This window comes from Streptococcus suis (genome assembly GCA_002831545.1).
Classification (GTDB): Bacteria; Bacillota; Bacilli; order Lactobacillales; family Streptococcaceae; genus Streptococcus; species Streptococcus suis_P.
In genome coordinates this window covers 149,684-171,206 of record CP025095.1, presented here as the reverse complement: position 1 = coordinate 171,206, position 21,523 = coordinate 149,684, and the positions used below count along the sequence as shown (strand labels likewise).

Annotated in this window: 20 protein-coding genes and 1 pseudogene; 3 read left to right on the top strand and 18 right to left on the bottom strand. The window is 42.5% G+C overall.

All coding sequences use genetic code 11. The features are described 5' to 3' along the window. Positions 1-150: 150 nt before the first annotated feature. The 6 genes and pseudogenes from fusA to CWM22_01000 all read right to left on the bottom strand — a co-directional run bounded on the left by fusA (position 151) and on the right by CWM22_01000 (position 5,937). A complete protein-coding gene (gene fusA, locus CWM22_01025) occupies positions 151-2,232 on the bottom strand; it encodes an elongation factor G (GenBank protein AUC90610.1) in 2,082 nt (693 codons plus the stop codon). A 657-nt stretch (positions 2,233-2,889) separates the two neighbouring features. Continuing rightward, a complete protein-coding gene (locus CWM22_01020; GenBank protein AUC90609.1) occupies positions 2,890-3,360 on the bottom strand; it encodes a 30S ribosomal protein S7 in 471 nt (156 codons plus the stop codon). Between the two features lie 16 nt (positions 3,361-3,376). Continuing rightward, positions 3,377-3,790, bottom strand: coding sequence for a 30S ribosomal protein S12 (locus tag CWM22_01015; GenBank protein ID AUC90608.1), 414 nt, complete (start codon positions 3,788-3,790; stop codon positions 3,377-3,379). Further along, positions 3,777-3,993: pseudogene (locus tag CWM22_01010) on the bottom strand (L-fuculose kinase). Before CWM22_01010 ends, CWM22_01015 begins: the two are co-directional and overlap by 14 nt. A 28-nt stretch (positions 3,994-4,021) precedes the next feature. Next, complete coding sequence (gene groL, locus CWM22_01005; protein ID AUC90607.1) at positions 4,022-5,644, bottom strand: chaperonin GroEL; 1,623 nt, start codon at positions 5,642-5,644, stop codon at positions 4,022-4,024. 11 nt (positions 5,645-5,655) lie between these two features. Then, a complete protein-coding gene (locus CWM22_01000) occupies positions 5,656-5,937 on the bottom strand; it encodes a co-chaperone GroES (protein AUC90606.1) in 282 nt (93 codons plus the stop codon). Between the two features lie 475 nt (positions 5,938-6,412). Between CWM22_01000 and CWM22_00995 the strand changes: the two genes are divergently transcribed. After that, on the top strand, positions 6,413-6,523 hold the full coding sequence (locus CWM22_00995; protein AUC92817.1) for a hypothetical protein: 111 nt from the start codon (positions 6,413-6,415) through the stop codon (positions 6,521-6,523). 125 nt (positions 6,524-6,648) lie between these two features. Here CWM22_00995 and CWM22_00990 read toward each other — a convergent pair whose 3' ends face one another. Beyond that, the gene (locus tag CWM22_00990) at positions 6,649-7,044 is read right to left on the bottom strand and encodes a single-stranded DNA-binding protein (protein ID AUC90605.1); all 396 of its coding nucleotides are present in this window, start codon (positions 7,042-7,044) and stop codon (positions 6,649-6,651) included. A 54-nt stretch (positions 7,045-7,098) separates the two neighbouring features. On the opposite strand from CWM22_00990, the gene CWM22_00985 reads away from it, so the two are divergent. Next, a complete protein-coding gene (locus CWM22_00985; protein ID AUC90604.1) occupies positions 7,099-7,878 on the top strand; it encodes a DUF2785 domain-containing protein in 780 nt (259 codons plus the stop codon). Between the two features lie 34 nt (positions 7,879-7,912). Here CWM22_00985 and CWM22_00980 read toward each other — a convergent pair whose 3' ends face one another. From CWM22_00980 to CWM22_00965, 4 genes are read right to left on the bottom strand one after another with little or no spacing between them, the layout of a single operon-like run. Beyond that, the gene (locus CWM22_00980) at positions 7,913-8,536 is read right to left on the bottom strand and encodes a DUF4479 domain-containing protein (protein AUC90603.1); all 624 of its coding nucleotides are present in this window, start codon (positions 8,534-8,536) and stop codon (positions 7,913-7,915) included. Between the two features lie 18 nt (positions 8,537-8,554). Next, complete coding sequence (locus CWM22_00975) at positions 8,555-9,511, bottom strand: DUF1002 domain-containing protein (protein AUC90602.1); 957 nt, start codon at positions 9,509-9,511, stop codon at positions 8,555-8,557. 44 nt (positions 9,512-9,555) lie between these two features. Next, positions 9,556-9,876 carry a thioredoxin gene (locus CWM22_00970; GenBank protein AUC90601.1) on the bottom strand — a complete coding sequence of 107 codons (321 nt, stop codon included), beginning with the start codon at positions 9,874-9,876 and terminating at the stop codon, positions 9,556-9,558. Then, positions 9,873-10,157 carry a DUF4651 domain-containing protein gene (locus CWM22_00965; GenBank protein AUC90600.1) on the bottom strand — a complete coding sequence of 95 codons (285 nt, stop codon included), beginning with the start codon at positions 10,155-10,157 and terminating at the stop codon, positions 9,873-9,875. The genes CWM22_00970 and CWM22_00965 overlap by 4 nt, the downstream gene beginning before the upstream one ends. A 435-nt stretch (positions 10,158-10,592) precedes the next feature. Between CWM22_00965 and pepA the strand changes: the two genes are divergently transcribed. Continuing rightward, positions 10,593-11,654, top strand: coding sequence for a glutamyl aminopeptidase (gene pepA / locus CWM22_00960; GenBank protein AUC90599.1), 1,062 nt, complete (start codon positions 10,593-10,595; stop codon positions 11,652-11,654). Between the two features lie 288 nt (positions 11,655-11,942). Here the strand turns inward: pepA and CWM22_00955 are convergent, their stop codons facing one another. From CWM22_00955 to CWM22_00925, 7 genes are all read right to left on the bottom strand, one after another. Beyond that, positions 11,943-13,664, bottom strand: coding sequence for an IS1634 family transposase (locus tag CWM22_00955; protein ID AUC90598.1), 1,722 nt, complete (start codon positions 13,662-13,664; stop codon positions 11,943-11,945). A 296-nt stretch (positions 13,665-13,960) separates the two neighbouring features. Beyond that, positions 13,961-14,113, bottom strand: coding sequence for a putative holin-like toxin (locus CWM22_00950; GenBank protein ID AUC90597.1), 153 nt, complete (start codon positions 14,111-14,113; stop codon positions 13,961-13,963). Positions 14,114-14,282: 169 nt separating this feature from the next. Next, a complete protein-coding gene (locus CWM22_00945) occupies positions 14,283-16,985 on the bottom strand; it encodes a hypothetical protein (GenBank protein ID AUC90596.1) in 2,703 nt (900 codons plus the stop codon). A 141-nt stretch (positions 16,986-17,126) separates the two neighbouring features. Beyond that, positions 17,127-18,383: a dihydrofolate synthase gene (locus tag CWM22_00940; protein ID AUC90595.1), complete on the bottom strand. Its 1,257-nt coding sequence runs from the start codon at positions 18,381-18,383 to the stop codon at positions 17,127-17,129. A 55-nt stretch (positions 18,384-18,438) separates the two neighbouring features. Further along, positions 18,439-18,990 (bottom strand): folate family ECF transporter S component, encoded by a 552-nt coding sequence (locus CWM22_00935; GenBank protein ID AUC90594.1) that lies wholly within the window; start codon positions 18,988-18,990, stop codon positions 18,439-18,441. 314 nt (positions 18,991-19,304) lie between these two features. Then, the gene (locus tag CWM22_00930; GenBank protein AUC90593.1) at positions 19,305-20,492 is read right to left on the bottom strand and encodes an acetate kinase; all 1,188 of its coding nucleotides are present in this window, start codon (positions 20,490-20,492) and stop codon (positions 19,305-19,307) included. Between the two features lie 50 nt (positions 20,493-20,542). Next, positions 20,543-21,496, bottom strand: coding sequence for an SAM-dependent methyltransferase (locus CWM22_00925; GenBank protein ID AUC90592.1), 954 nt, complete (start codon positions 21,494-21,496; stop codon positions 20,543-20,545). Positions 21,497-21,523: the final 27 nt, after the last annotated feature.

The window sequence follows — 21,523 nt, the reverse complement described above, 5'->3', positions numbered from 1 at the left end:
TTCAGCCCTAGACTGTTGGAGGTGATTTTTAATGAACTACAACATCTTCTCAGCCACCAGTTTAACTGGTGGTTTTCATTTGTTCTTGACGAAAGAGAAATAGAAGGCATGAAAAAAAGCCCGCTCTTTCGAGCAGGCTTGGGCAATCAATTAAGCATTACCGCCGTTTTTCTTGATGATTTCATCTTGTACAGATTTTGGTACATCTTCGTAGTGGTCAAATACCATCATGAAAGTACCGCGACCTTGTGTTGCTGAACGAAGAACAGTTGCGTAACCGAACATTTCCGCAAGTGGCACATAAGCACGAACGATTTGTGTGTTACCACGAGCTTCCATACCGTCAACGCGACCACGACGTGCAGTAACGTGACCCATAACGTCACCAAGATTATCTTCTGGTGCAGTGATTGTTACAAGCATCATTGGCTCAAGGATAGTTGGTTGAGCTGATTTAGCTGCTTCTTTAAGGGCAAGAGATGCTGCCACTTTGAAGGCTGTTTCAGATGAGTCGACATCGTGGTATGAACCATCGTAAAGCTTAGCTTTAACGTCAACGATTGGGTAACCAGCAAGAACACCGTTAGCCATAGATTCTACGAGACCTTTTTCAACCGCTGGGATGAATTCACGTGGAACCACACCACCGACGATAGCGTTCTCGAACTCGAAACCTTTACCTTCTTCGTTTGGTGTGAATTCGATCCAAACGTCACCGAATTGACCTTTACCACCAGACTGGCGTTTGAAGAAACCACGAGCTTGTGTAGAAGCGCGGAATGTTTCACGGTATGATACTTGAGGAGCACCTACGTTTGCTTCAACCTTGAATTCACGACGCATACGGTCAACAAGGACATCCAAGTGCAACTCACCCATACCAGAGATAACTGTTTCACCAGTTTCAACGTTTGTTTCAACGCGGAATGTTGGATCTTCTTCAGCCAATTTAGAAAGGGCAATACCCATCTTGTCTTGGTCAGCTTTAGACTTAGGCTCAACCATCAATTGGATAACTGGTTCTGGAACGTGGATTGACTCAAGGATGATTTTTGCTTTTTCATCTGTCAATGAGTCACCAGTTGTAGTGTCTTTCAAACCAACCGCAGCGGCGATGTCACCAGCGTAAACAGTTTCAATTTCTTGACGGCTGTTTGCGTGCATTTGAAGGATACGTCCGATACGCTCACGTTTACCTTTAGAAGTGTTCAATACGTATGAACCGCTGTTAAGGACGCCTGAGTAAACACGGAAGAATGTCAAACGACCTACGAATGGGTCAGTCATGATCTTGAAGGCAAGAGCTGCAAATGGCTCCTCATCTGATGCATGACGTTCTTCTTCAGCATCTGTATCTGGGTTAACACCTTTAATAGCAGGGATGTCAACTGGGCTTGGAAGGTAGTCGATAACCGCATCAAGCATCAATTGAACACCTTTGTTTTTGAAGGCTGAACCACACAATACTGGGAAGAATTCAACATTGATAGTCGCTTTACGGATAGCAGCTTTCAATTCTTCGTTTGTGATTTCTTCACCTTCAAGGTATTTCATCATCAATTCTTCATCAGTTTCAGCAACTGCTTCAACCAATTTTTCACGGTATTCTTGAGCTTGCTCAAGGTATTCAGCTGGAATATCTTCTTCAAGAATATCTGTACCAAGGTCGTTAGTATAGATTTCAGCTTTCATCTTGATCAAGTCGATGATACCACGGAACTCATCTTCAGAACCGATTGGCAGTTGGATTGGATGAGCATTTGCTTGAAGACGCTCATGAAGTGTGCTTACTGAGTAAAGGAAGTCAGCACCGATTTTATCCATTTTGTTTGCGAATACGATACGTGGAACACCGTATTCAGTTGCTTGACGCCATACTGTTTCAGTTTGTGGCTCAACACCTGATTGTGAGTCAAGAACGGTTACCGCACCATCAAGAACGCGAAGTGAACGTTGTACTTCGATTGTGAAGTCCACGTGTCCTGGTGTGTCGATGATGTTTACACGGTGGTTGTTCCATTGAGCTGTTGTTGCAGCAGATGTGATTGTGATACCACGCTCTTGCTCTTGCTCCATCCAGTCCATTTGTGATGCACCTTCGTGCGTTTCACCGATTTTGTGGATTTTACCAGTGTAGTAAAGAATACGCTCAGTTGTCGTTGTTTTACCCGCGTCAACGTGCGCCATGATACCGATATTACGAGTTTTTTCTAATGAAAATTCGCGTGCCATGAGGTTTGTTCTCCTATAATTTTAGTTTTATACTTTATTATACCATATTTTAAGAAAAGCGAGTGGGCAAGTCCCACCCGCTTGATTTCTTACTAATGGTGTGAAGTGGATGAGGTCATCCTCAATCCGGTTTGTGATGGTTGAACGAGAAGTTTGTACCATAATATCAATTGATTTATGTAGAACTAACTTAACGTCCTCACATCCTAATTAGTTGGGTTCGGACTAAAAATTCTGGAAAAAAGAGACGCAATTGTTTTGGCTTTAGCCAATTACAAGTGTGGCTACCTTTAGGTGTAAATCTTCCTTGGACCTTAAGGTCCATCGTCTGATTTCCTATTTTTCCTTGAATTTTCTTAACGTCCTCACATCCTAATTGAACTTGGGCTACAACTCACTGACAAAAAGAGACGCAGTTGTTTTGGCTTTAGCCAATTACAAATGGGGCTACCTTTAGGTGAGAACCTCATTGATTGCACAGCAATCTGTTTCGCTTCCCTATTTTGTCTAGGAGTTGCTTGACGCCCTCGTATCTTAATCTTAGTTGAATTTTAGCTACAAATGTCTGCCAAAAAGATAAAATCTCCTAGAAACCGAAGTTTCTGCGTCAATTTTCCTATTTTGGCTAGCATTTGTTTAACGCTAAAATATCCTATCTTACCAGCGGAAGTGTGCGAATGCGCGGTTTGCTTCTGCCATTTTGTGGGTGTCTTCACGTTTCTTAACAGCTGCACCAGTGTTGTTTGCTGCATCCATGATTTCTTTCGCAAGGCGATCAATCATAGTGTGCTCACCACGGTTACGAGCGATTGTTACCAACCAACGAAGACCTAGTGTTGTACGACGCTCTGGACGAACTTCAACTGGGACTTGGTAGTTAGAACCACCGACACGACGTGCACGTACTTCAAGTACAGGCATGATGTTTTCCATTGCTGTTTCAAATACTTCAAGTGCATCGTTACCAGTTGCTTCTTTGATTTGATCAAAGGCTCCGTAAACGATTGATGCAGCAGTACCACGTTTACCGTCCAACATAACACGGTTGATCAAACGAGTTACCAATTTTGAGTTATACAATGGATCTGGCAATACTTCGCGCTTAGGCGCTTGATTTTTACGACTCATTTATATTTCCCCTTTCTTAGCCTTTTGGACGTTTAGTACCGTATTTAGAACGGCCTTGCTTACGATCGTTAACACCTGCAGTATCAAGCGCACCACGAACGATATGGTAACGTACCCCTGGAAGGTCTTTTACACGTCCACCACGAAGAAGAACAACGCTGTGCTCTTGCAAGTTGTGGCCGATACCTGGGATGTAAGCAGTAACTTCGATAAGGTTGCTCAAACGTACACGAGCGAATTTACGAAGGGCTGAGTTAGGTTTTCTAGGTGTCATTGTTCCGACACGAGTTGCAACACCGCGTTTTTGTGGTGATGAAACGTTAGTTTGAACTTTTTTACGGCTGTTGTAACCAACGTTCAAAGCTGCTGATTTAGATTTTTCTACTTTAGACTTACGTGGTTTACGTACCAACTGGTTAATTGTAGGCATCTACATTCTCCTGTATATATTTTTTATTTTTGGTGATAGGGCATTGGTGACAACCCCTATCTGTGTGTACTTTTGCAACATTTGTCAGCACGTCCCTGTACACTCTTGAGAGACCAAAAGTAAAAAGTACCGTCTAATATAGTACCACATCTCAAAACTATTGTCAAATAGATATGTTTGAAATTTTCAAGAAAAAAACACAGCCAAGTAGCTGTGTCATTTTGCTATTTCTTAGTAGCCCATACCCATTCCATCCATACCTTGTGGCATAGCTGGAGCGGCTGGTTCTGGCTTGTTGGCAACGACTGCTTCTGTCGTCAAAATCAAGCTGGCTACGGAAGCCGCATTTTGAAGAGCAGAACGAGTAACTTTAACAGGGTCAATAATTCCTGCCTCAATCATATTCACCCATTCACCTGTCGCAGCATTAAAGCCTGTTCCAAGCTCAGAATTCTTCAATTTATCAATGATAACTGAACCTTCATAGCCTGCGTTATAGGCAATCTGACGAACTGGCTCTTCCAAGGCTCGTAGGACAATATTGCGTCCTGTCTCATCGTCGCCTGTCAATTCCAATTTCGCTACGCTATCAATTACATTGACAAGAGCAGTACCACCACCGGCAACGATCCCTTCTTCAACTGCGGCACGTGTTGCATTGAGGGCATCTTCGATACGGAGTTTCATTTCTTTCAACTCAGTCTCAGTAGCGGCACCGACTTTGATAACTGCAACACCGCCTGACAATTTAGCCAAACGCTCTTGCAATTTTTCACGGTCAAATTCAGAAGTCGTCACTTCAATCTGTGACTTGATAACAGCGACACGGTTGGCAATGACTTCTGGATTTCCAGCACCTTCAACAATGGTTGTACCATCTTTGTCGACCACAACTTTAGCAGCCTGACCAAGTGCTTCAATGGTCGCATCTTTCAAGTCCAAACCAAGGTCTTCTGTAATCACTGTACCGCCTGTCAAGATCGCAATGTCTTCCAACATAGCTTTGCGACGGTCACCAAAGCCTGGAGCTTTGACTGCAACAACGTTGAAGGTACCACGAATCTTGTTGAGAACAAGAGTAGGAAGAGCTTCGCCATCCACATCGTCAGCAATAATCAAGAGCGGACGACTAGTCTGGAGAATGCTTTCCAAGAGTGGCAAAATATCTTGGATATGAGAAATCTTCTTATCTGTAATCAAGATGAATGGATTTTCAAGTTCTGCCACCATTTTCTCATTATCTGTTACCATGTATTGCGAGAGGTAACCACGGTCGAATTGCATACCTTCAACCACATCCAGCTCAGTTTCCATACCGCGAGATTCTTCAATGGTGATAACACCATCTGTACCCACACGCTCCATAGCTTCTGAAATGTACTCACCAACTTTTTCAGAACGTGAAGACACGGCTGCGACTTGAGCAATTTCAGCTTTATTGGATACTGGGCTTGCTTGTGCTTTCAAGGCTTCAACCGCAGTCGCAACCGCAGCCTCGATACCACGACGGATACCAATTGGATTGGCACCTGCAGTTACGTTTTTCAAGCCTTCACGTACGATAGCCTGGGTCAAAACAGTTGCAGTGGTTGTCCCGTCACCAGCGATGTCATTGGTTTTTGACGCTACTTCGGATACCAGCTTGGCACCCATATTTTCAAAGTGGTCTTCCAACTCAATTTCTTTGGCAATGGTTACACCGTCGTTTGTAATAAGTGGTGAACCGTATGCTTTTTCCAAAACAACATTACGACCTTTTGGACCCAAGGTTACTTTGACAGTATCCGCCAGAATATCGACACCACGGACCATGCTTTCACGTGCATCTGCTGCAAATTTGATTTCTTTTGCCATTTTCCTACCTCTTATTCTACAATTGCCAAAATGTCTGCTTCACGGATGATGTGAACGGTTTGGTCTCCGTCTTTGACTTCCAATCCTGCATGAGCATCAATCAAAACAGTATCTCCAACCGCCACCGCTGGGGCAACCAAGTCACCATTCAAGGTACGAATCCCTTGTCCGATCGCTAGGACACTTGCTTCTTTTGTCTTTTCTTGGCCGGCTCCTGCTAGGACAAAGCCACCAACTGTTTGTTCTTTTTCTTCAATTTTTACGACGATACGATCGCCCAATGGTTTCAACATGGTATTACCTCCTGGTATTTTTAGCACTCTTTGTATGCGAGTGCTAATTCACATTTCCTATTGTATCACTTGGTCAAAAATAGTCAAGAAAATTCTATTCCTTTTCGTGAAAATCCTTCTTAAGTATGAGGTAGAATTTACCTATTCATTATTGGTAAACTATGTTATACTATTTTTAAAAAGTTTGGAGGTATTCATGAAATTTTTTAGAGATTTAAAAACAGATTACCTCGAAAGCCGATTTTCAGCCTAGGAAAATTTTGCAGAATGGTTTTTAAAACGTAAATTAGGCTTTTGGGGAGTGGGAAAGAACTCGACTGGTCAAAAAGAGTTCGTCTTCCCACCCCCGCACAGTTGATTAGGTCAGATTTGGAGTGTGAAACACGAACAAAACTGCCAATCAACCACTGCGCTGAGATGTTGACACCAGACCTGAGAAGAGGAGTCTTGCCTTTTGCTCAACCGCCTACCTACTCTGGCTAGTCTGGTTACTTCTCTTTTTCCACCCTCATTACATCATCTTTTTCTTTTATGGAGTTATCCTGTTTTCTCTGATTATCATACTGGTAGAATGGTGGAAATATAGAAAATAAGTAGCAAAAAACACCAACTTTCGTCGGTGTTTTTAAGGAGATATGAAAAATATTTAGGATTGACTATAGTATAGCCTACTTTTTCTCGTTCTCCATCGGTCTTAGGACCGATATTGCTTTAAAACGGTAATTCCTCCTCTTCCAAGACCAAGTCAGCTAGATCATCGCCTGTGTTATTTTCACGCATGGCACGTTGGGCCCGACTTTCGAGCAGCTGGAAGGATTGTCCTAAGATTTCCGTCACATAATGATTGCTGCCGTCTTTTTCGTATTTTCGCGTTCGCAACTCACCGTCAATAGAAATTAGACTACCCTTGCTGCCATAGGAAACAAGCGTTTCCGCCAGTTTGCCCCAGAAAATGACATTAAGAAAATCTGCTTCACGTTCCCCATTTTCCGTCTTAAAACGGCGGTTGACTGCAACAGTAACACGAGTCAAATTTTTGCCAGTTGGTGTTTGTGTGAGTTCAGGTTGGGCCGTCAAGCGACCGATTAAAATAACTTTATTATACATTTTATGTCCTCCTACTTATTTATTCGTAGAAGGATTAGAAAAGGAGCGAAAATTATGAAAGAATTTTTGATGGAAAAGATACAGACCTCCCAACCATATACCAATGCCGAACTGGCTTGGTTGCTGGAAAACATCGGTCATCCTGTTCCTGCTATACGCGACGAACTGGTTTATGCTAGTTTTTGCCACATCTTTTTGGAGGGCTTGGTCACAAGGGAGCAAGCACAGTCGCTGCTACAATTCTCTCAAGAAACCAATCCTCTTTCCCTAGAAAGTTCCACACTAAAGCGAAGTTTTACTTGCTTACTTTACTGTCTGTTGCTGTCTGTCGATAATGAGCCAGAGTCTATTTATCATGCATTTTTAAGCACTAACGACCGTGAGCTACTCTTCCAGCAGGCCTTGGATTATTTGGCGATTGAAAATGACTGGTCTGGCTACGATGAAAAACTCGGTTGGATCCATACCGTTGCCCACGGAGCAGATTTTCTTCTGGCCACAAGCTGTCATGATCAATTTCCCGATGAAAAAAGCAAAGCAGTCTGGCAAACTATTGTCACTTGTCTAACTAAACAAAGTAAAGTTTTCTCAGCTGGTGAGGAAATCCGTCTGGCACAAATCCCTGTCTACCTCCTGCTGAATGAAAAAGTGTCAAGCCAAGAGCTGACGGAATGGATTAGCAAGCTGGACTTTCCAAATCAAGAACCAGTAGACTACTTCCGGTGGCTCAATCTCCAACATTTTCTGTCTAGTCTTTACTTCCAACTCAAATCACAACAGGCCTTGACCGAAGAAATCGGACAGACTATTGAAAATAGAATTGAAACAACATAAAAGAATTGGCCAAAATCGACCAATTCTTCTTTTTCTATCCCTTCCAGTGTTTAGCTGGATCAAAGGCCTCTCCGACCACGGCGGAGTCGTCTAATTCGATAATACCACGGACTTGTGGTGCGTTTGGCAGAGCCAATTCACGCGGGCTACACATCATACCAAAGCTATCTTCACCACGCAATTTCCCTGGGAAGATCAGGCTACCGCTCGGCATCATTGCCCCCGGAAGAGCCACAATAGTTTTCAGACCTTGTGCAGCATTTGGGGCACCGGCTACGATTTGCACCGTTTTGTCCCCAACATTGACCTGACAGATATTGAGGTGGTCGCTGTCTGGATGCGGAACCAATTCCGCAATCTGACCAACAACAAATTTCGGACTGTTGTCATTGACCAAGCTTTCATTAAAACCTTCTTTTGCTAATGCTGCATTCAAGGTCGCAACTTGCTCATCTGTCAAGAAAACTTGACCATTTCCAGCAAGCTCAACCAAACTTGATGCTTCAAAGATATTCCAAGCGACTGTTTGACCCGTTTCTGCTAAGAAGACACGTGCTACCTTGCCTTTGCGTTCAAACTGGACAGCTTGTCCCTTGTCTTCTGCAACGATGACCATGAGGACATCGCCAACCTGTTCTTTGTTATATGTAAAAATCATTTCTTTTTCATTTCTCCTTTATGCAAATAGACCGGTCAAGCCTTTCCAAAGATTTTCAAAGAAGGCACCGATTTTTTCTAAAATCCCTGAATCTTGTAGATTCTTATAGGCTTCTGAAATTTGTTGCTCCGCCTGTTGCTTGAACTGGTTGAGCTGGGCAGCAACCTCAGCCGAATCAATAGCAGAGGTTTCCTGATAAGCTTTGGCAAATGTGACTAGCTTAGAAATTTCATCTGCTGTGATGACATTTTCCAAACCGTTATTGGCCAAGACATCGTTAATCATAGTATTGATGTCTGATTCGGAAGCTACCTGACCATTGGACTTTTTGTAGTCGGCAAGAGCTGTCTTGATTTCTGCTACTGCCTTATCCAAGGCCGAACTATCAAAATTAGTGTCACCTGTGTGAGCCGTTGCCACTTCATTGACTGTCTCTAGCTCCTGTTGAGCTACTTCAGTTCGAGCGGTATCAACTGTTTCACCATTGGCTGCAAGAGCCTTGTAAACACCTGTCAGGGCGGACTCTCCCGTCACCTGAATGGGTGCCGCAACGTCAATCAAGACATCTGTCGCACCAGCTGTAATGGCCGCATTGGCATACTGCGTTTCAGTAATCAAGGTGATGTTCTGCGGCGTCTTGATGTCCACCACAACCCCTTTGCCAGCGTCCTGCTTTTGCACCAAGACAGATGAATAGAGGGAGGCTGTGTCCGCTCCAGATGTACCTAAATATTGGTCCATATCCGCGCCAACAACCACCTGACGGCTAACATTATTGACATCCGAAATACCAAATAGATTGTTAACCTCTGTCGCCTGCGCATCTGACAAACCACCACCGTAGACCAGTGTTGGCTTGCCCCATTTTTCATTGATAACATCTGTTTGAATCTCAGCCTGCACCAAGGGAGCAAGACTCAAACTCAACCCCAGCACCACAGGTGCTAGAAGGATTTTTCCTAGTGATTTCTTCATATTCTTTCCTTTCTTTTGGGAAATGGCAGAGCTTCTCTGCTAATTTATCTACCCAGTCCAGATAAGAAGTTCATGATTTCTTCCTTGGTCTTGCGATTCTTATCGACAAAACGACCGATTTCCTTACCATTTTCCAAAACAACCAGACTTGGAATGCCTAAAATAGCCCATTCCTGTGCCAAAGGCATAAAGTCATCTCGATCCAGTTGCACAAAACGGAGATCTGGAAAAGCTTCTTCGATAGCTGGCAAATGCGGTTTGATATAGTGGCAATCTCCACACCAAGTCGTCACAAATAGAAAAACGGTTGGCTTGCCATCTTCAATCAAGGCAGCCACTTCTTCAAGCTTTGTTGGAAAAATCATCTTTCTTCCTCCCTGTACTGAATAGAACCTTGGGTATTTTCAAATAAAAACACCTGTCCTGCCTCCATCACAACCCCGCCAATAAGCTGGTCACGAGTTGAGGCTGTTTCATCCACATAGACCGTGGCAATCTCTCCTAAATCAGCGAAAAAGTCACGCACCTCCTGCAAGGCCTGTGCTTTTTTACGGTCTTCTTGGATTTTACGGTAAAATTGAGCACTAGCGGTGAGCACACCTGCCCCCAATAAGCCTGCTAGCAAGGCTGTCTTCTTCTTTTTCATGTTGACTATTTTATCATATTTCTCCGGATTTTTCCCAAAAATGCCATTGGACTTGTGACAGCTGAGACAAACTCGCACCACTTGACAAAAGACTTAAAAATAGATAGAATGGTCTTACAGTGAGAAGTTCGATAATACATCGGCAATCAAAAAGCCCCCAACGTTCCCAGCGTTGAGGGTTTTCTTTTGCCCCTGGGGCCTATTTGTTGCGATTGTTGAGCCAATACTCAAAGAGTATCAACACAAGACCTGATACAATAGGTGCAACGAACAATGTGAGAAGTTCGAACAACAAGGCAATCACCTCCTCTCTATTTTGAGGGGCATTTCTATCCTAGCAAACTTCAAGCATTCTTGTCAATACTATCCATATTTTCAAGACAAGTCTAGCTCTTCGTGATAAAATAGTAGTAATCATGTCATGGAGGAAGAAGAATGACTCTTTTTGAAAAAATTAAAGAAGTTACAGAATTGCAAAGCTTACCGGGATTTGAAGGACAGGTTCGCAACCACATCCGCCAGAAAATCACGCCACACGTGGACCGCATTGAAACAGATGGGCTAGGTGGAATTTTTGGCATCAAGGATACGGCTGTTGAAAATGCTCCTCGTATCCTAGTGGCCGCTCACATGGATGAGGTTGGCTTTATGATTAGCCAAATCAAGCCAGACGGTACTTTCCGTGTTGTCGAGCTAGGTGGCTGGAATCCTCTGGTTGTTTCTAGCCAAGCCTTCACTCTTCAGTTGCAGGACGGTCGTACCATTCCAGCCATCTCAGGCTCAGTACCACCTCACCTTTCACGGGGGGCTAACGCTCCTGGCATGCCTGCCATTGCTGATATTATTTTCGATGCTGGTTTTGCCAATTATGACGAAGCCTGGGCTTTCGGTGTTCGTCCGGGGGATGTCCTGGTTCCCAAAAATGAAACTATCCTTACTGCCAACGGAAAAAATGTTATTTCTAAGGCTTGGGACAACCGCTTCGGTGTCCTTATGGTGACGGAATTGCTGGAAAGCCTATCCGGTCAAGCTTTACCAAATCAGTTGATTGCTGGGGCCAATGTGCAAGAAGAGGTTGGCTTACGTGGAGCTCATGCTTCTACAACCAAATTCAATCCAGACATTTTCCTTGCTGTTGATTGCTCACCAGCGGGCGACATCTATGGTGACCAAGGAAAAATCGGAGATGGTACCCTATTTCGTTTCTATGACCCAGGTCATATCATGTTAAAAAATATGAAAGACTTCCTCTTGACGACTGCTGAGGAGGCTGGTGTCAAATTCCAATACTACTGTGGTAAAGGTGGAACAGATGCTGGTGCAGCCCACTTGAAAAATCATGGCGTTCCATCGACAACCATCGGTGTCTGCGCTCGCTATATCCATTCACATCAAACCCTCTATAGCATGGATGACTTCCTAGAGGCTCAAGCCTTCTTGCAAGCCATCGTTAAAAAGCTAGACCGCTCAACGGTTGATTTGATCAAGAATTATTAGACAATTATGCAAAGCGAAGAAGTACCCTATGATCGCTGAGTCTACCCAACTAGTAAAAAATAATATAGCAGTAAACGCTCTCTAACCTGTATCGTCATATTATGGTATTCACCGATAAGTCTGAGCCTACTATAAGAAACAAACCTATAGCAAACGAATCACCAAAGTTAAGTTAACATAGCGTTTGCATTTTACAAGTAATCTGTTATAATCCCAAGTTTATCACTTAAAAAAGCATAAAGAACAGCTAACCCCTTGTCTATCAAGGGATTTCACTGTTCTTTTCTCTTATTTTTTTGTTGTGTATGGACGTTTCCCATACTTCTTAAGCGTTTCAAATTTGACAATTCCATTGGTCCAATCAAACCCCAAAAGCTTATTTAACTCCTGCATATCGGAATTCTCTTGAAGCCTATAGTAATCATCCCTCAATCTTGTGGCCTTTGCACTATTTAGAGCAGAAGTAATCCGTTCTGGACTCATTTTCCAGTCAATCTGATGTTGGAGTAAGCGTAAGTGAACCAAGGCAATAAAGCATGTTAAAAAGTGTGCTTGAATATGTTCTTCTGTCCAAACATAGACTGGACGACTTTCTAACTCCATCTTAGTTACACGGAAGCAATCCTCAATTTTAGACAGTTCCTTGTAGGAAGCAAGCATAGCCTCATCGCTCATCTCAGTCTCACTGGTCACAAGGACATGAACTCCATCAAATTGAGCATCAAATTCGACCTGTTCTTGGTCAATTCGGATAAGTGGCGAAAATGGTTTAACCTCTCCGGTTTCCTTATCCAAATAGCTCAATTCAAGATATTTCTTTCCGCCCTTCTTACTCGTTTGTCGAAACAATTCCGCATCAGTTAGCTTATTGGCATAGTCAAGAGCCCCTTCACGTCGAATCCGTTCTCTATCTTCATATTTCTTTGACCAGGTCATTAGTACTTTTTCTCTAACGGTTGGAGAATCCTTCTTGGTCCCAAGTTTTCTCTCTCGAATGTAAGACTTTTTAGCGAAAGTGATCTCTTGATTAAACTGCCAACCAGATTCTTCCAATATTTTTTCTTGAATATCCTTCGGAGCACCACGTTTCCCACGGTGCTTTTGTGAGAAGATCCAGCCATCTCCTTGCTTCTCCATAGCTGAAACATTATTTTGACTATTCATTGCCTTATCTGCCACAACTACAATTCGTTCAATCCCAAATTGTTTCTTTACTTCTTCAACAGCAGGAAGATAAGTCACAGGGTCTGTCTGATTGCCTCTGAATAATTTATAGCTGATTGGAATACCGTTGGTATCCATAAACAATCCCAGTTGCACTATAGGCTTAGGTCTGTGTTCCTTACTCGGTCCCCTCCTACGCAAGCCCTCTTTGAGAATTGTTCCGCTCTCTGATACCTCTTCACTATCAGGGATATCTGTTTCAAAGTAATAGTTAGTAACATCATAGAAAACCAGACGAGCTTCACGCTTTGTCAGTCGACTTACTTCCTTGTGCAGATGTAGTTGAAGGTCCTCTTTTAGTGAGTTCAAGAGATCCAAAGAACGGTAGATAGCATTGCGACTAACTGACCAATCTCCAAACAAATCACCCTGAGAAGCATATGTCGCAAGTTTACTATTCGGATGTAAGATACGCTGAAAGACAAGTAGCTTTAGCACTTGAACCAAGTCGTAGTCAGCCTTATGAGGTCGGGATTTTAAAAAATGAGATAACTCCAATTCCTCAAACAAACCATCTAGTACCATCCAACCATAAGACTTATCTGGTTCATACATAGGAGCAAGCAAATCATAGTCAACTGTTAGAGTTTTCTTATCTGTTAAAATCCCTTGCTTAGCTTCTTGTTTTAATCGGTCAAGAATAGCGGGATCGTCTTTTTCAAGTTCGTCCAATAAGCCATATTTTTTTAGGATCCGTTGTTTGACCTTGCCATCTTTACGATATCCCTCGACTAGGTAGACATGGGTCCGACCTTCTTTGTTCGTTGTTGTTTTGATAAATGCCATAGTTACATTATAACATACATAACCATATACAACAAGAATAATGATAAAAATTATTCAAAAAATTCAACTATATCAAGCACTTATGGCATTTTTTTGAAAAAATAAGTGAGAAAGTCGGGAGCAAACGAATCACCAAAGTTAAGTTAACATAGCGTTTGCATTTTACAAGTAATCTGTTATAATAAAAATAGAAAAGGAGCTGGATTGCCGTCCAGCTCCAAATGTAGAACCGTTAAAAAGACGGCGGCTCGTATTACAGATTTAATCCGTCCTACTCGCGCAAAAGTGGGGACGGATTATTTTTTGTCATTATCTTTGAAGATTTTATAGCACAAACCAATCAAAGCAACTGTGAAACCACTGAAACTTAAAATCGTCTGCACAACTTCAAAAGCTGTCAAAAGAACGCTCCCCTTTCCGTCAGATTTTGATGAATTGCCCATAGGCATCACCTTACTTTCAGAAAATCAAGAGCTACCGTCTTCGCTTTTCTACTCATCTAGTACATCATATTTCATTCCTAAAAATTGTTGGAACTAGCGTAGTCTTTCCGAAACTTTTAGAAATCCAAAAAATCTTCCTACTGTCATAGTAAGAAGATTTTTTCATTATAGCCATCTATCCTTGTTTGCGTCTTCTTGCACTTGCAAGACCAAGACTAGATAATACTGCCACACCTGCGAGTGCCAACAAACTTGTTTGCTCCCCTGTGTTTGGCAAGGTCTTAGCACGTTCTACACGTGAGTAAGTAATACCTTGTGGTGTGACGGTGACACCTGCTTGTGGGGTCGTCACCACAACTTTACCGTCAACAACTGTTACATCTTGACCTTTAGTAATAGCGTCTTTGACTGCATCTACGTCAATAGCTGGTTTTTCAGCAGCAGTTGGTGCATCTTTTGGTACTGCAACAATTGTTCCGTCAGGCAATGTGACAATTACCTTGTTTTTCGCTTGATTTTCTAGATCTTTTAGTTTCGCTTGATTCAAATCAAACTTCGCTTTAAGTTCTTTGTATTCTGACAGTTTTGTATCGCGTTCTGTCAGTAATGTTTCTAAAAGGGCACTCGCATCGTCAAATGTTTCCTTAGCTTCTTTGAGCTGTTGTTGGACTTTTGCGTAGTTGCGCTTAGCCTCCTCTAGTTTCTCAGGTGCATTTTGCAAATCAAGCAGCTCCTGTTCTGCACTGCGGACAGCTTTCTTTGCCTCCTCAAGCCCTGTCTCAGCTTGAGTAAGATTTTCCTGTGCCTTATCACGAAGTCTTTCAAGTCGAATAAGTTCTTCTTCCTCTTTTGTCAAAACTTCTTTAGCTGACTTCAGTTCGGATTGTTGGGTTGTGAGTTCTGCTTTAGCTTTATTAAGATTTGATTGTTTCACTTTAACATCTTTTTCAAGAGCTAAAACATCAGCATTTGCCTGATCCAGAACTTTTTGACTTGCATCAAGTATAGACTGAACTCTATTACGTTCTAATTGAGCAGCCGGAGTCTGAACAGGGACTGATTGGGCTTCGGAAAGGGCGTCTTTGGCATCTTTATCATTTTCTAAAGCCGTATCATATTCTTTTTGAGCACTATCTAACCTAAGTTTTTCTTGGTCAACTTGTTCTTGTGCCTCGTCTCTAATCTTAAGAGTATCTTGGTAAAGCTTTGTAATTTTTTCAATATTATAAGGATTCTCAATCAACTCTGTGTCGAAAGTAGAATCAGAGGTTAAATCATGTGTACCGACTGTAATAAAATGAACTCCCGCTTTCCCATTCACCTTGGTAAAGTCAATACCAAGATATACTACATCGTCGTACTTTTCTACATATCCTTGACCAGATACATATTCAGTTGACTTATCGGTTAAGCCAGATATTGATTGAGCATGCAACCATTCTCTACCATTAAACATGAAACTAACAACAGCATGATGCACAGCGCGTTTTAACGTTTGTTTGGTTACTTTTGCAGGCCCAGCAACTAAAACATATCCATTAGAACCATAATCTCTATCATAAAAATGTACTCCAGACCAATTTTCATGATAATTACCAACTGGATAATTTTTATCGGTCAATCCGTATTCTACAGCGGTAGACCAAATTGACTCATCATCGTGACCACTTGTCCATGTATCCCAATTTTTAGAGACGGATTTATCCGTTGATTTATCTACAAAATCAACAGATGATGATGTAACTGTTGTCAAGGGAGTTCCGAAAATTGTTCTAATTTGATTTAACAGATAGGAAGCATAATGTGAAAGCTCTGTTTGCAAATCTTTCGGAAGATTATTCACATCATATTCTGTAGTATTATCATCGTTAAGGTTAATACTATACTTCAAGTTTGCTTCAACATTCGCTTGATTGGCTGCTTTCAATCGAGTTTTCGCATCCTCATTCCATTCATCCCACTTCTCTCTCTCAGACAAAATATTATATGGATTATTCACATAATCTTTAAGAGCTTGAACATAGTCAGAAGTTACAACAAAATTTTGAATACCTTTATAGTTGTTCTCTGCATGTTCAAAAGCAAGTTGCTTGTCTGCTAATTCAGCTTTAACTGTAGCATTATATGAGTTTGCTGTCGACAATTCTGTTGTCTTATTAGACAGTGTTTTAGCCGCTTTATCTGCCACTCTTTGAGCATCATCAATCGCTTCTTGGCGTTTTTTATCGGCTTCATGGGCAGCTTCTAATTTTGACTGAGCTTCATCTACCTTCGCCTTATCTTTATTAACAATATCTTGAGCTTTTGCTTGCGCATCATAAATTGCTTGAGCACCAGTACCATCTAAAATAGCTTGGGCATTATCAACGTTTTGCTGCGCTGCATCAACATCAGTCTGCTCTTTAGATGTCGCTTTTTTAGCTGACTCAACAACTTTAGCTTGGTTGTTTACAGCATCCTGAGCTTCCTTTACAGCATCTTGAGATGTCTGAACTGCTGTTTCTTTAGTTGCTTGGTTTGTTTTAACATTTTCAACTGCATCTGCAGCATTTTGGATATTTTCTGGAGTCGCTTGAGCGACCTTCTCCTCTGCTTTAGTTAATTGTTCCTTAGCTTGAGAAGTTGCTTGTTCAGCTGTTTCGAGAGAACCTTTTGCAGCTTCAACAACAATTTGTTGAGCATCTACAGACGCTTGGGCTTGCTCAGCTACTTCAAGGGCAGATTGAACAGTAGCAGCTGTTACAGGAACCTCAGCGACAGTTGTTGCTGTTTCAACTGTTGCAGTTACTTCCTCTGCTTGGACTGGTGTACCAACGGTTGCAAGGGTAATTGCAGTTGTCGCCGCAAAACCTCCAAATATATAATTGTTCTTTCTCATCTTTTCCTCCTGATGATGCTAATTAGGAAGGGCTTGGCCGAAGTGTCAAGCCCTGCTATACTAGTATAGCAGGGCTTTTGTCAAGTATTTTGCATGATTTTTAAGAATTTTGTCAAAACATTTTTTGGAAAAATTTTAATATCAGAATAACTTTTCTAAAACATACTTCCTCACATGGGTAATGAAATATAGCGAGCCTGTAATCAGGTAGAGTTTTTTGGGATTGTCCAAGTCCGCCTGCTCCAACCACTCCTGATAGGTCTGAACTCGTTCATAGCCTGACGGATAATCTTCTAACTGTACCGCTCTAAAATCGTCAAAGGTTGTCACGCTAACAGGTCCAAATTGGCTAAGCTGGGACAACATCTGGTCCACAGGCTTAGTATTGATGGCCGCAAAGAGAATTTCAATATCTCTGTCAGCATACTTTTCTTCCAAGAGTTGTGTCAGGACGGCAATACTTTCATTATTGTGGGCTCCGTCAATCATGAGGTTCGGTCTTATCAACTCTAAACGGCCTGGCCAGATGGCTTGGGACAAGCCCTGGCGGATGGTTTCATTGGTAATTGTTGGAAAATGAGGGCTGATGAGCTGGGCAGTTGTCACTGCCAAGGCTGCGTTGACCTCTTGGTGACGCCCCTGCATCTGTAGTCTTAAATCCTCAACTCGATCGAAGGGGCTTGAAACTGCAAAGCCTGCTCTGCTATTTTCCAAAAGAATCTCCCGCCCCACCGCATAGGTCGGACTCTGAAGCTGACGGGCCTGCTCCTCAAAAACTGCCACCACTTCTGGCAAATCGGTCGCATAGACGAGGGGAACCCCCTCACGCAAGACAGCAACCTTGTGACGGGCTATAGCAGCGTGGGTCTCTCCCAAAAAAGCCTGATGGTCCAAGCCGATGGACGGGCAAACTACTGCCAATGGGGCAAGGACATTGGTCGCATCCTGCAAACCGCCCATGCCTGCCTCCACCAAGAGAATATCAGGACGCTGGTAGTAGGCAAAATAGACAAACATAGCCACTACTACAATCTCAAACTCCGAGATGGCATCCAGTCCAGCCGTCTGGTCCAAGCCCTCAATCAAGGGATGCAAGTCTGTCACAATCCTCGCAAAATCCTCCTCCGAAATCATCTCCTGCTGGTAGACAATCTGCTCTCGGAAATCGATAATGGACGGCGAGGTAAAGCGACCAACGGTGTAACCCGAAGACCGTAAGATAGACTGTAACGCATTTAAGGTCGAACCCTTGCCATTTGTACCAACAAAGTGAATAGTCGGCACTTGAAGCTGGGGATTGTCCAAGCGTTCCAAGAGCCACTTAACACGTGCAACACCGTTTTCTAAATCTGATGCAGGGCGATTCGATAGCCACCGGCGAGTTTCTTGATAATTCATGATTCCCTCTCTACAAAAGCAGCAACAGGGGGATGACCTGTTGCTAGATTGTTTCTTATTTAAGGCTCATTAACCTAGCCAATTCAGGTATTTTTTGTAAACTTGGCAAGACAAGCATGGTCACGACAATCCGTAATGGAATTTCAAAAATAGCTTTTATGAAACGACTGCTATACAGGGCAATCCAAGGTGTTCCAAAATGGAAATGAAGAGCAACCGGTGTCATGATAAATGAAATCACGACCTGAATCAAGACAACAACCCCAGCCACATAAAACCAGTCAGTCTTGTTTTTAGTGTCTAGCGGTTTTCGATAGAAGAACCAGCCATAGATAAAAGCCGATACCGCCTCAATCAAAATCCAAGTGAAGAGGACGGTCTGCCCACTAAACAAGACAAAGATTGGGTCTGAAATCGCCGCAAAGACGGCTGCCCAAACCGGACCTGCAATAGCTCCCAAAATAGCATTTGGGATAAAGGTAAACTGGACCTGTAAGGTTTCCGAAATCCGAATAGAGAAATAGTTCTCCACAACCATAACCAAGGCCAAAGTCATAGCAATAGCAGCCAACAGCTGCACCGTTAGTTTTGGAATTTTCTTTTCCATAAAAAATGCTCCTTTTTCAAAATGGAGCTGTCGTGTATATTCGACAGCGGATGCAATGGTTTACCGCGCCACTTTTAGCTAAGGACTCGATGTTCCGACTAAAACAGACATCAACCCCAACCAAAAGCTAGCTTCGTTATGTGGCAACATCCCATCCACATACACTTGACGCAAACCATCTACTCTGTGCAAATTTCTTTGCTAGTCTATTGTATCACACACTATATATTTTGACCACTTGCTAAAAACTATACCTTTCTAAAGGTATAAACTATAAGAGAAACTGGCAGTCTCCGACTACCAGTTCGTTTTTCTTATTTCAAGCGTTCCACTTCACGCGCAATAACCAATTCTTCATCCGTTGGAATAACCAAGACACGAACTTTTGATTCTGCCGTTGAAATGTCACCATAGTTGCCAAATACATTTTTTTCCGGGTCCAACTCAATACCGAACCAAGACAAGCCTTCTACTACGTCATTGCGCATAAGCGGTGCATTTTCACCCATACCTGCCGTGAAGACAATAGCATCTGCCCCATTTAAAACTGCAAGATACTGACCGATAAATTTCTTAATACGGTCGATAAAAATATTGTAGGCCAACACTGCATCTGGATTGTGAGCTTGGATGCCTGATTCAATGTCACGCATATCGCTTGAGAAGCCAGATACACCGAACAAGCCTGATTGTTTATTCAACATGTTAACAACATCCGCAGCATCCTTCAACTCATCAACATTTGCAATCAAGTAAGGAATAATCGCTGGATCAATATCTCCCGAACGAGTTCCCATCATTGGACCAGCTAGAGGAGTGAAGCCCATAGAAGTGTCAACTGATTGACCGTGGTAGTTGGCAGTAATGGATACACCATTGCCGATATGGGCTGTAATTAATTTCAATTCCTCAATCGGACGTCCCAATACTTTTGCTGCCTCATGCGCTACATAATAGTGACTAGTTCCATGCGCTCCATACTTACGAACCTTGTGGTCGGTATAGTACTTTTGTGGAATCGGATAAAGATAGGCATGCTTTGGCATCGTAGTGTGAAAGGCTGTATCAAAAACAGCTACATTCAAAACTTCTGGTAGTACTTCCTCAAATGCACGAATTGCTGCTACGTGAGCAGGGTTATGAAGTGGTGCCAAAGCACTTAGTTCTTCAATTTGCTCAACCTCTTTTGGTCCAATAACAGCTGATTCTTTGAAAATCTCTCCACCTGCAACAACACGGTGTCCGATACCAGTAATTTCCTCGTAAGCAGCAATGATGTTGTACTTAAGCAAGTCTTCTAGGAGAATCTTAACCGCAACCGTATGATTAGGAATATCTAACACTTCACTTTCTTTCTTCCCATCATACTTAACTGTTGAGATGGAATCATTCAAACCAATGCGCTCAATAATCCCTGCTGCTAGCACTGTTTCTTCTGGCATTTGATAAAGTTGCCATTTTAGACTTGAACTACCTGCATTAATTGCAATTGTTTTTGACATATCGTTCCCCTTTTTAAAGCGTTTTCCTAACTAGTATAACAGATTTTCAATTAAATTGCATTCTCTTGCTTCCAATTTTTGAAATTGAGCATGAACTTCTGAATAGCTTCTGGTTCTTGAAGACTTTGCAAGGGATAAACAAACGGCGTCAACGATCTTGCAGCTTTCTTTTGCAAGACAAAAATAGACTTGGCCATAGCAGCCTTCCCAAAGAGATTTGGTGGCAGGGCAATCATGGCAACAATATTAGCTTGCTCCTGTAACCAACCTTTCAGCAAATCGCTTTGCGGACTAGTCAATAAATCATTTGGAGCCAACAAAATCGCAAAGCCATCTTTTTCCAGATATTTGAGGGATTGTTCCATGAGCAAATGATGGGCGTAGGTATGTTCATTTGGGCTGGCGACCTGATAACGGCTGGCAATCTGGTCATCTGGATAGTAGCCAATAGGCAAATCCGCAAGAATGATTTGGCTTTCCTTCAAAATCTGCGGACGTACCGCATCTCCCTGAGCAAAAGAAATATCTGCCTGCATGACATCCGCAATACTTGCCGACAAATCAATCAAGAGGTCATCCACTTCGATCCCCAAGTAATCCAAGTCTTTCTGACTGGCGTTAAGAATGGTCTGAGCTAGATTGCCTGTCCCCGAACCAATTTCCAGAACCGTCACCTTTTGAGTCGGCACCAATTGGTCTACTAGAAAAGATAGGATAAATCCGATAGAATCTGGTGTGAACTGGTGATTGTACTGCATGGGTTCAGTCTGATTGGCCTTGATGAGCAAGAATTGGTAGGCACGACGCCATTCTTCCTTGGTTAAATCTAGTTGTTTCAAGGTCTGATTGTTATTGACAACAAGGTCCGTCTCATGCTGATCAGCTACGTAAGCAGCATTTTGCTCAATCATGGCATCATAGATATTGGTACCTAGCTGGTTTTGGATAGTCTGTACGTTTTCTAATAGCAGGTCGTAAGCCTGTTCGATCTTTTCAAAATTCATACTCCTATCTTATCAAAATTTCACAGA

What these genes read in the sequence shown, in the direction of transcription:
- fusA (AUC90610.1), bottom strand. Translation starts at nt 2,232, where the DNA reads ATGGCACGCGAATTTTCATTAGAAAAAACTCGTAATATCGGTATCATG.
- CWM22_01020 (AUC90609.1), bottom strand. Translation starts at nt 3,360, where the DNA reads ATGAGTCGTAAAAATCAAGCGCCTAAGCGCGAAGTATTGCCAGATCCA.
- CWM22_01015 (AUC90608.1), bottom strand. Translation starts at nt 3,790, where the DNA reads ATGCCTACAATTAACCAGTTGGTACGTAAACCACGTAAGTCTAAAGTA.
- groL (AUC90607.1), bottom strand. Translation starts at nt 5,644, where the DNA reads ATGGCAAAAGAAATCAAATTTGCAGCAGATGCACGTGAAAGCATGGTC.
- CWM22_01000 (AUC90606.1), bottom strand. Translation starts at nt 5,937, where the DNA reads ATGTTGAAACCATTGGGCGATCGTATCGTCGTAAAAATTGAAGAAAAA.
- CWM22_00990 (AUC90605.1), bottom strand. Translation starts at nt 7,044, where the DNA reads ATGTATAATAAAGTTATTTTAATCGGTCGCTTGACGGCCCAACCTGAA.
- CWM22_00985 (AUC90604.1), top strand. Translation starts at nt 7,099, where the DNA reads ATGAAAGAATTTTTGATGGAAAAGATACAGACCTCCCAACCATATACC.
- CWM22_00980 (AUC90603.1), bottom strand. Translation starts at nt 8,536, where the DNA reads ATGATTTTTACATATAACAAAGAACAGGTTGGCGATGTCCTCATGGTC.
- CWM22_00975 (AUC90602.1), bottom strand. Translation starts at nt 9,511, where the DNA reads ATGAAGAAATCACTAGGAAAAATCCTTCTAGCACCTGTGGTGCTGGGG.
- CWM22_00970 (AUC90601.1), bottom strand. Translation starts at nt 9,876, where the DNA reads ATGATTTTTCCAACAAAGCTTGAAGAAGTGGCTGCCTTGATTGAAGAT.
- CWM22_00965 (AUC90600.1), bottom strand. Translation starts at nt 10,157, where the DNA reads ATGAAAAAGAAGAAGACAGCCTTGCTAGCAGGCTTATTGGGGGCAGGT.
- pepA (AUC90599.1), top strand. Translation starts at nt 10,593, where the DNA reads ATGACTCTTTTTGAAAAAATTAAAGAAGTTACAGAATTGCAAAGCTTA.
- CWM22_00955 (AUC90598.1), bottom strand. Translation starts at nt 13,664, where the DNA reads ATGGCATTTATCAAAACAACAACGAACAAAGAAGGTCGGACCCATGTC.
- CWM22_00950 (AUC90597.1), bottom strand. Translation starts at nt 14,113, where the DNA reads ATGCCTATGGGCAATTCATCAAAATCTGACGGAAAGGGGAGCGTTCTT.
- CWM22_00945 (AUC90596.1), bottom strand. Translation starts at nt 16,985, where the DNA reads ATGAGAAAGAACAATTATATATTTGGAGGTTTTGCGGCGACAACTGCA.
- CWM22_00940 (AUC90595.1), bottom strand. Translation starts at nt 18,383, where the DNA reads ATGAATTATCAAGAAACTCGCCGGTGGCTATCGAATCGCCCTGCATCA.
- CWM22_00935 (AUC90594.1), bottom strand. Translation starts at nt 18,990, where the DNA reads ATGGAAAAGAAAATTCCAAAACTAACGGTGCAGCTGTTGGCTGCTATT.
- CWM22_00930 (AUC90593.1), bottom strand. Translation starts at nt 20,492, where the DNA reads ATGTCAAAAACAATTGCAATTAATGCAGGTAGTTCAAGTCTAAAATGG.
- CWM22_00925 (AUC90592.1), bottom strand. Translation starts at nt 21,496, where the DNA reads ATGAATTTTGAAAAGATCGAACAGGCTTACGACCTGCTATTAGAAAAC.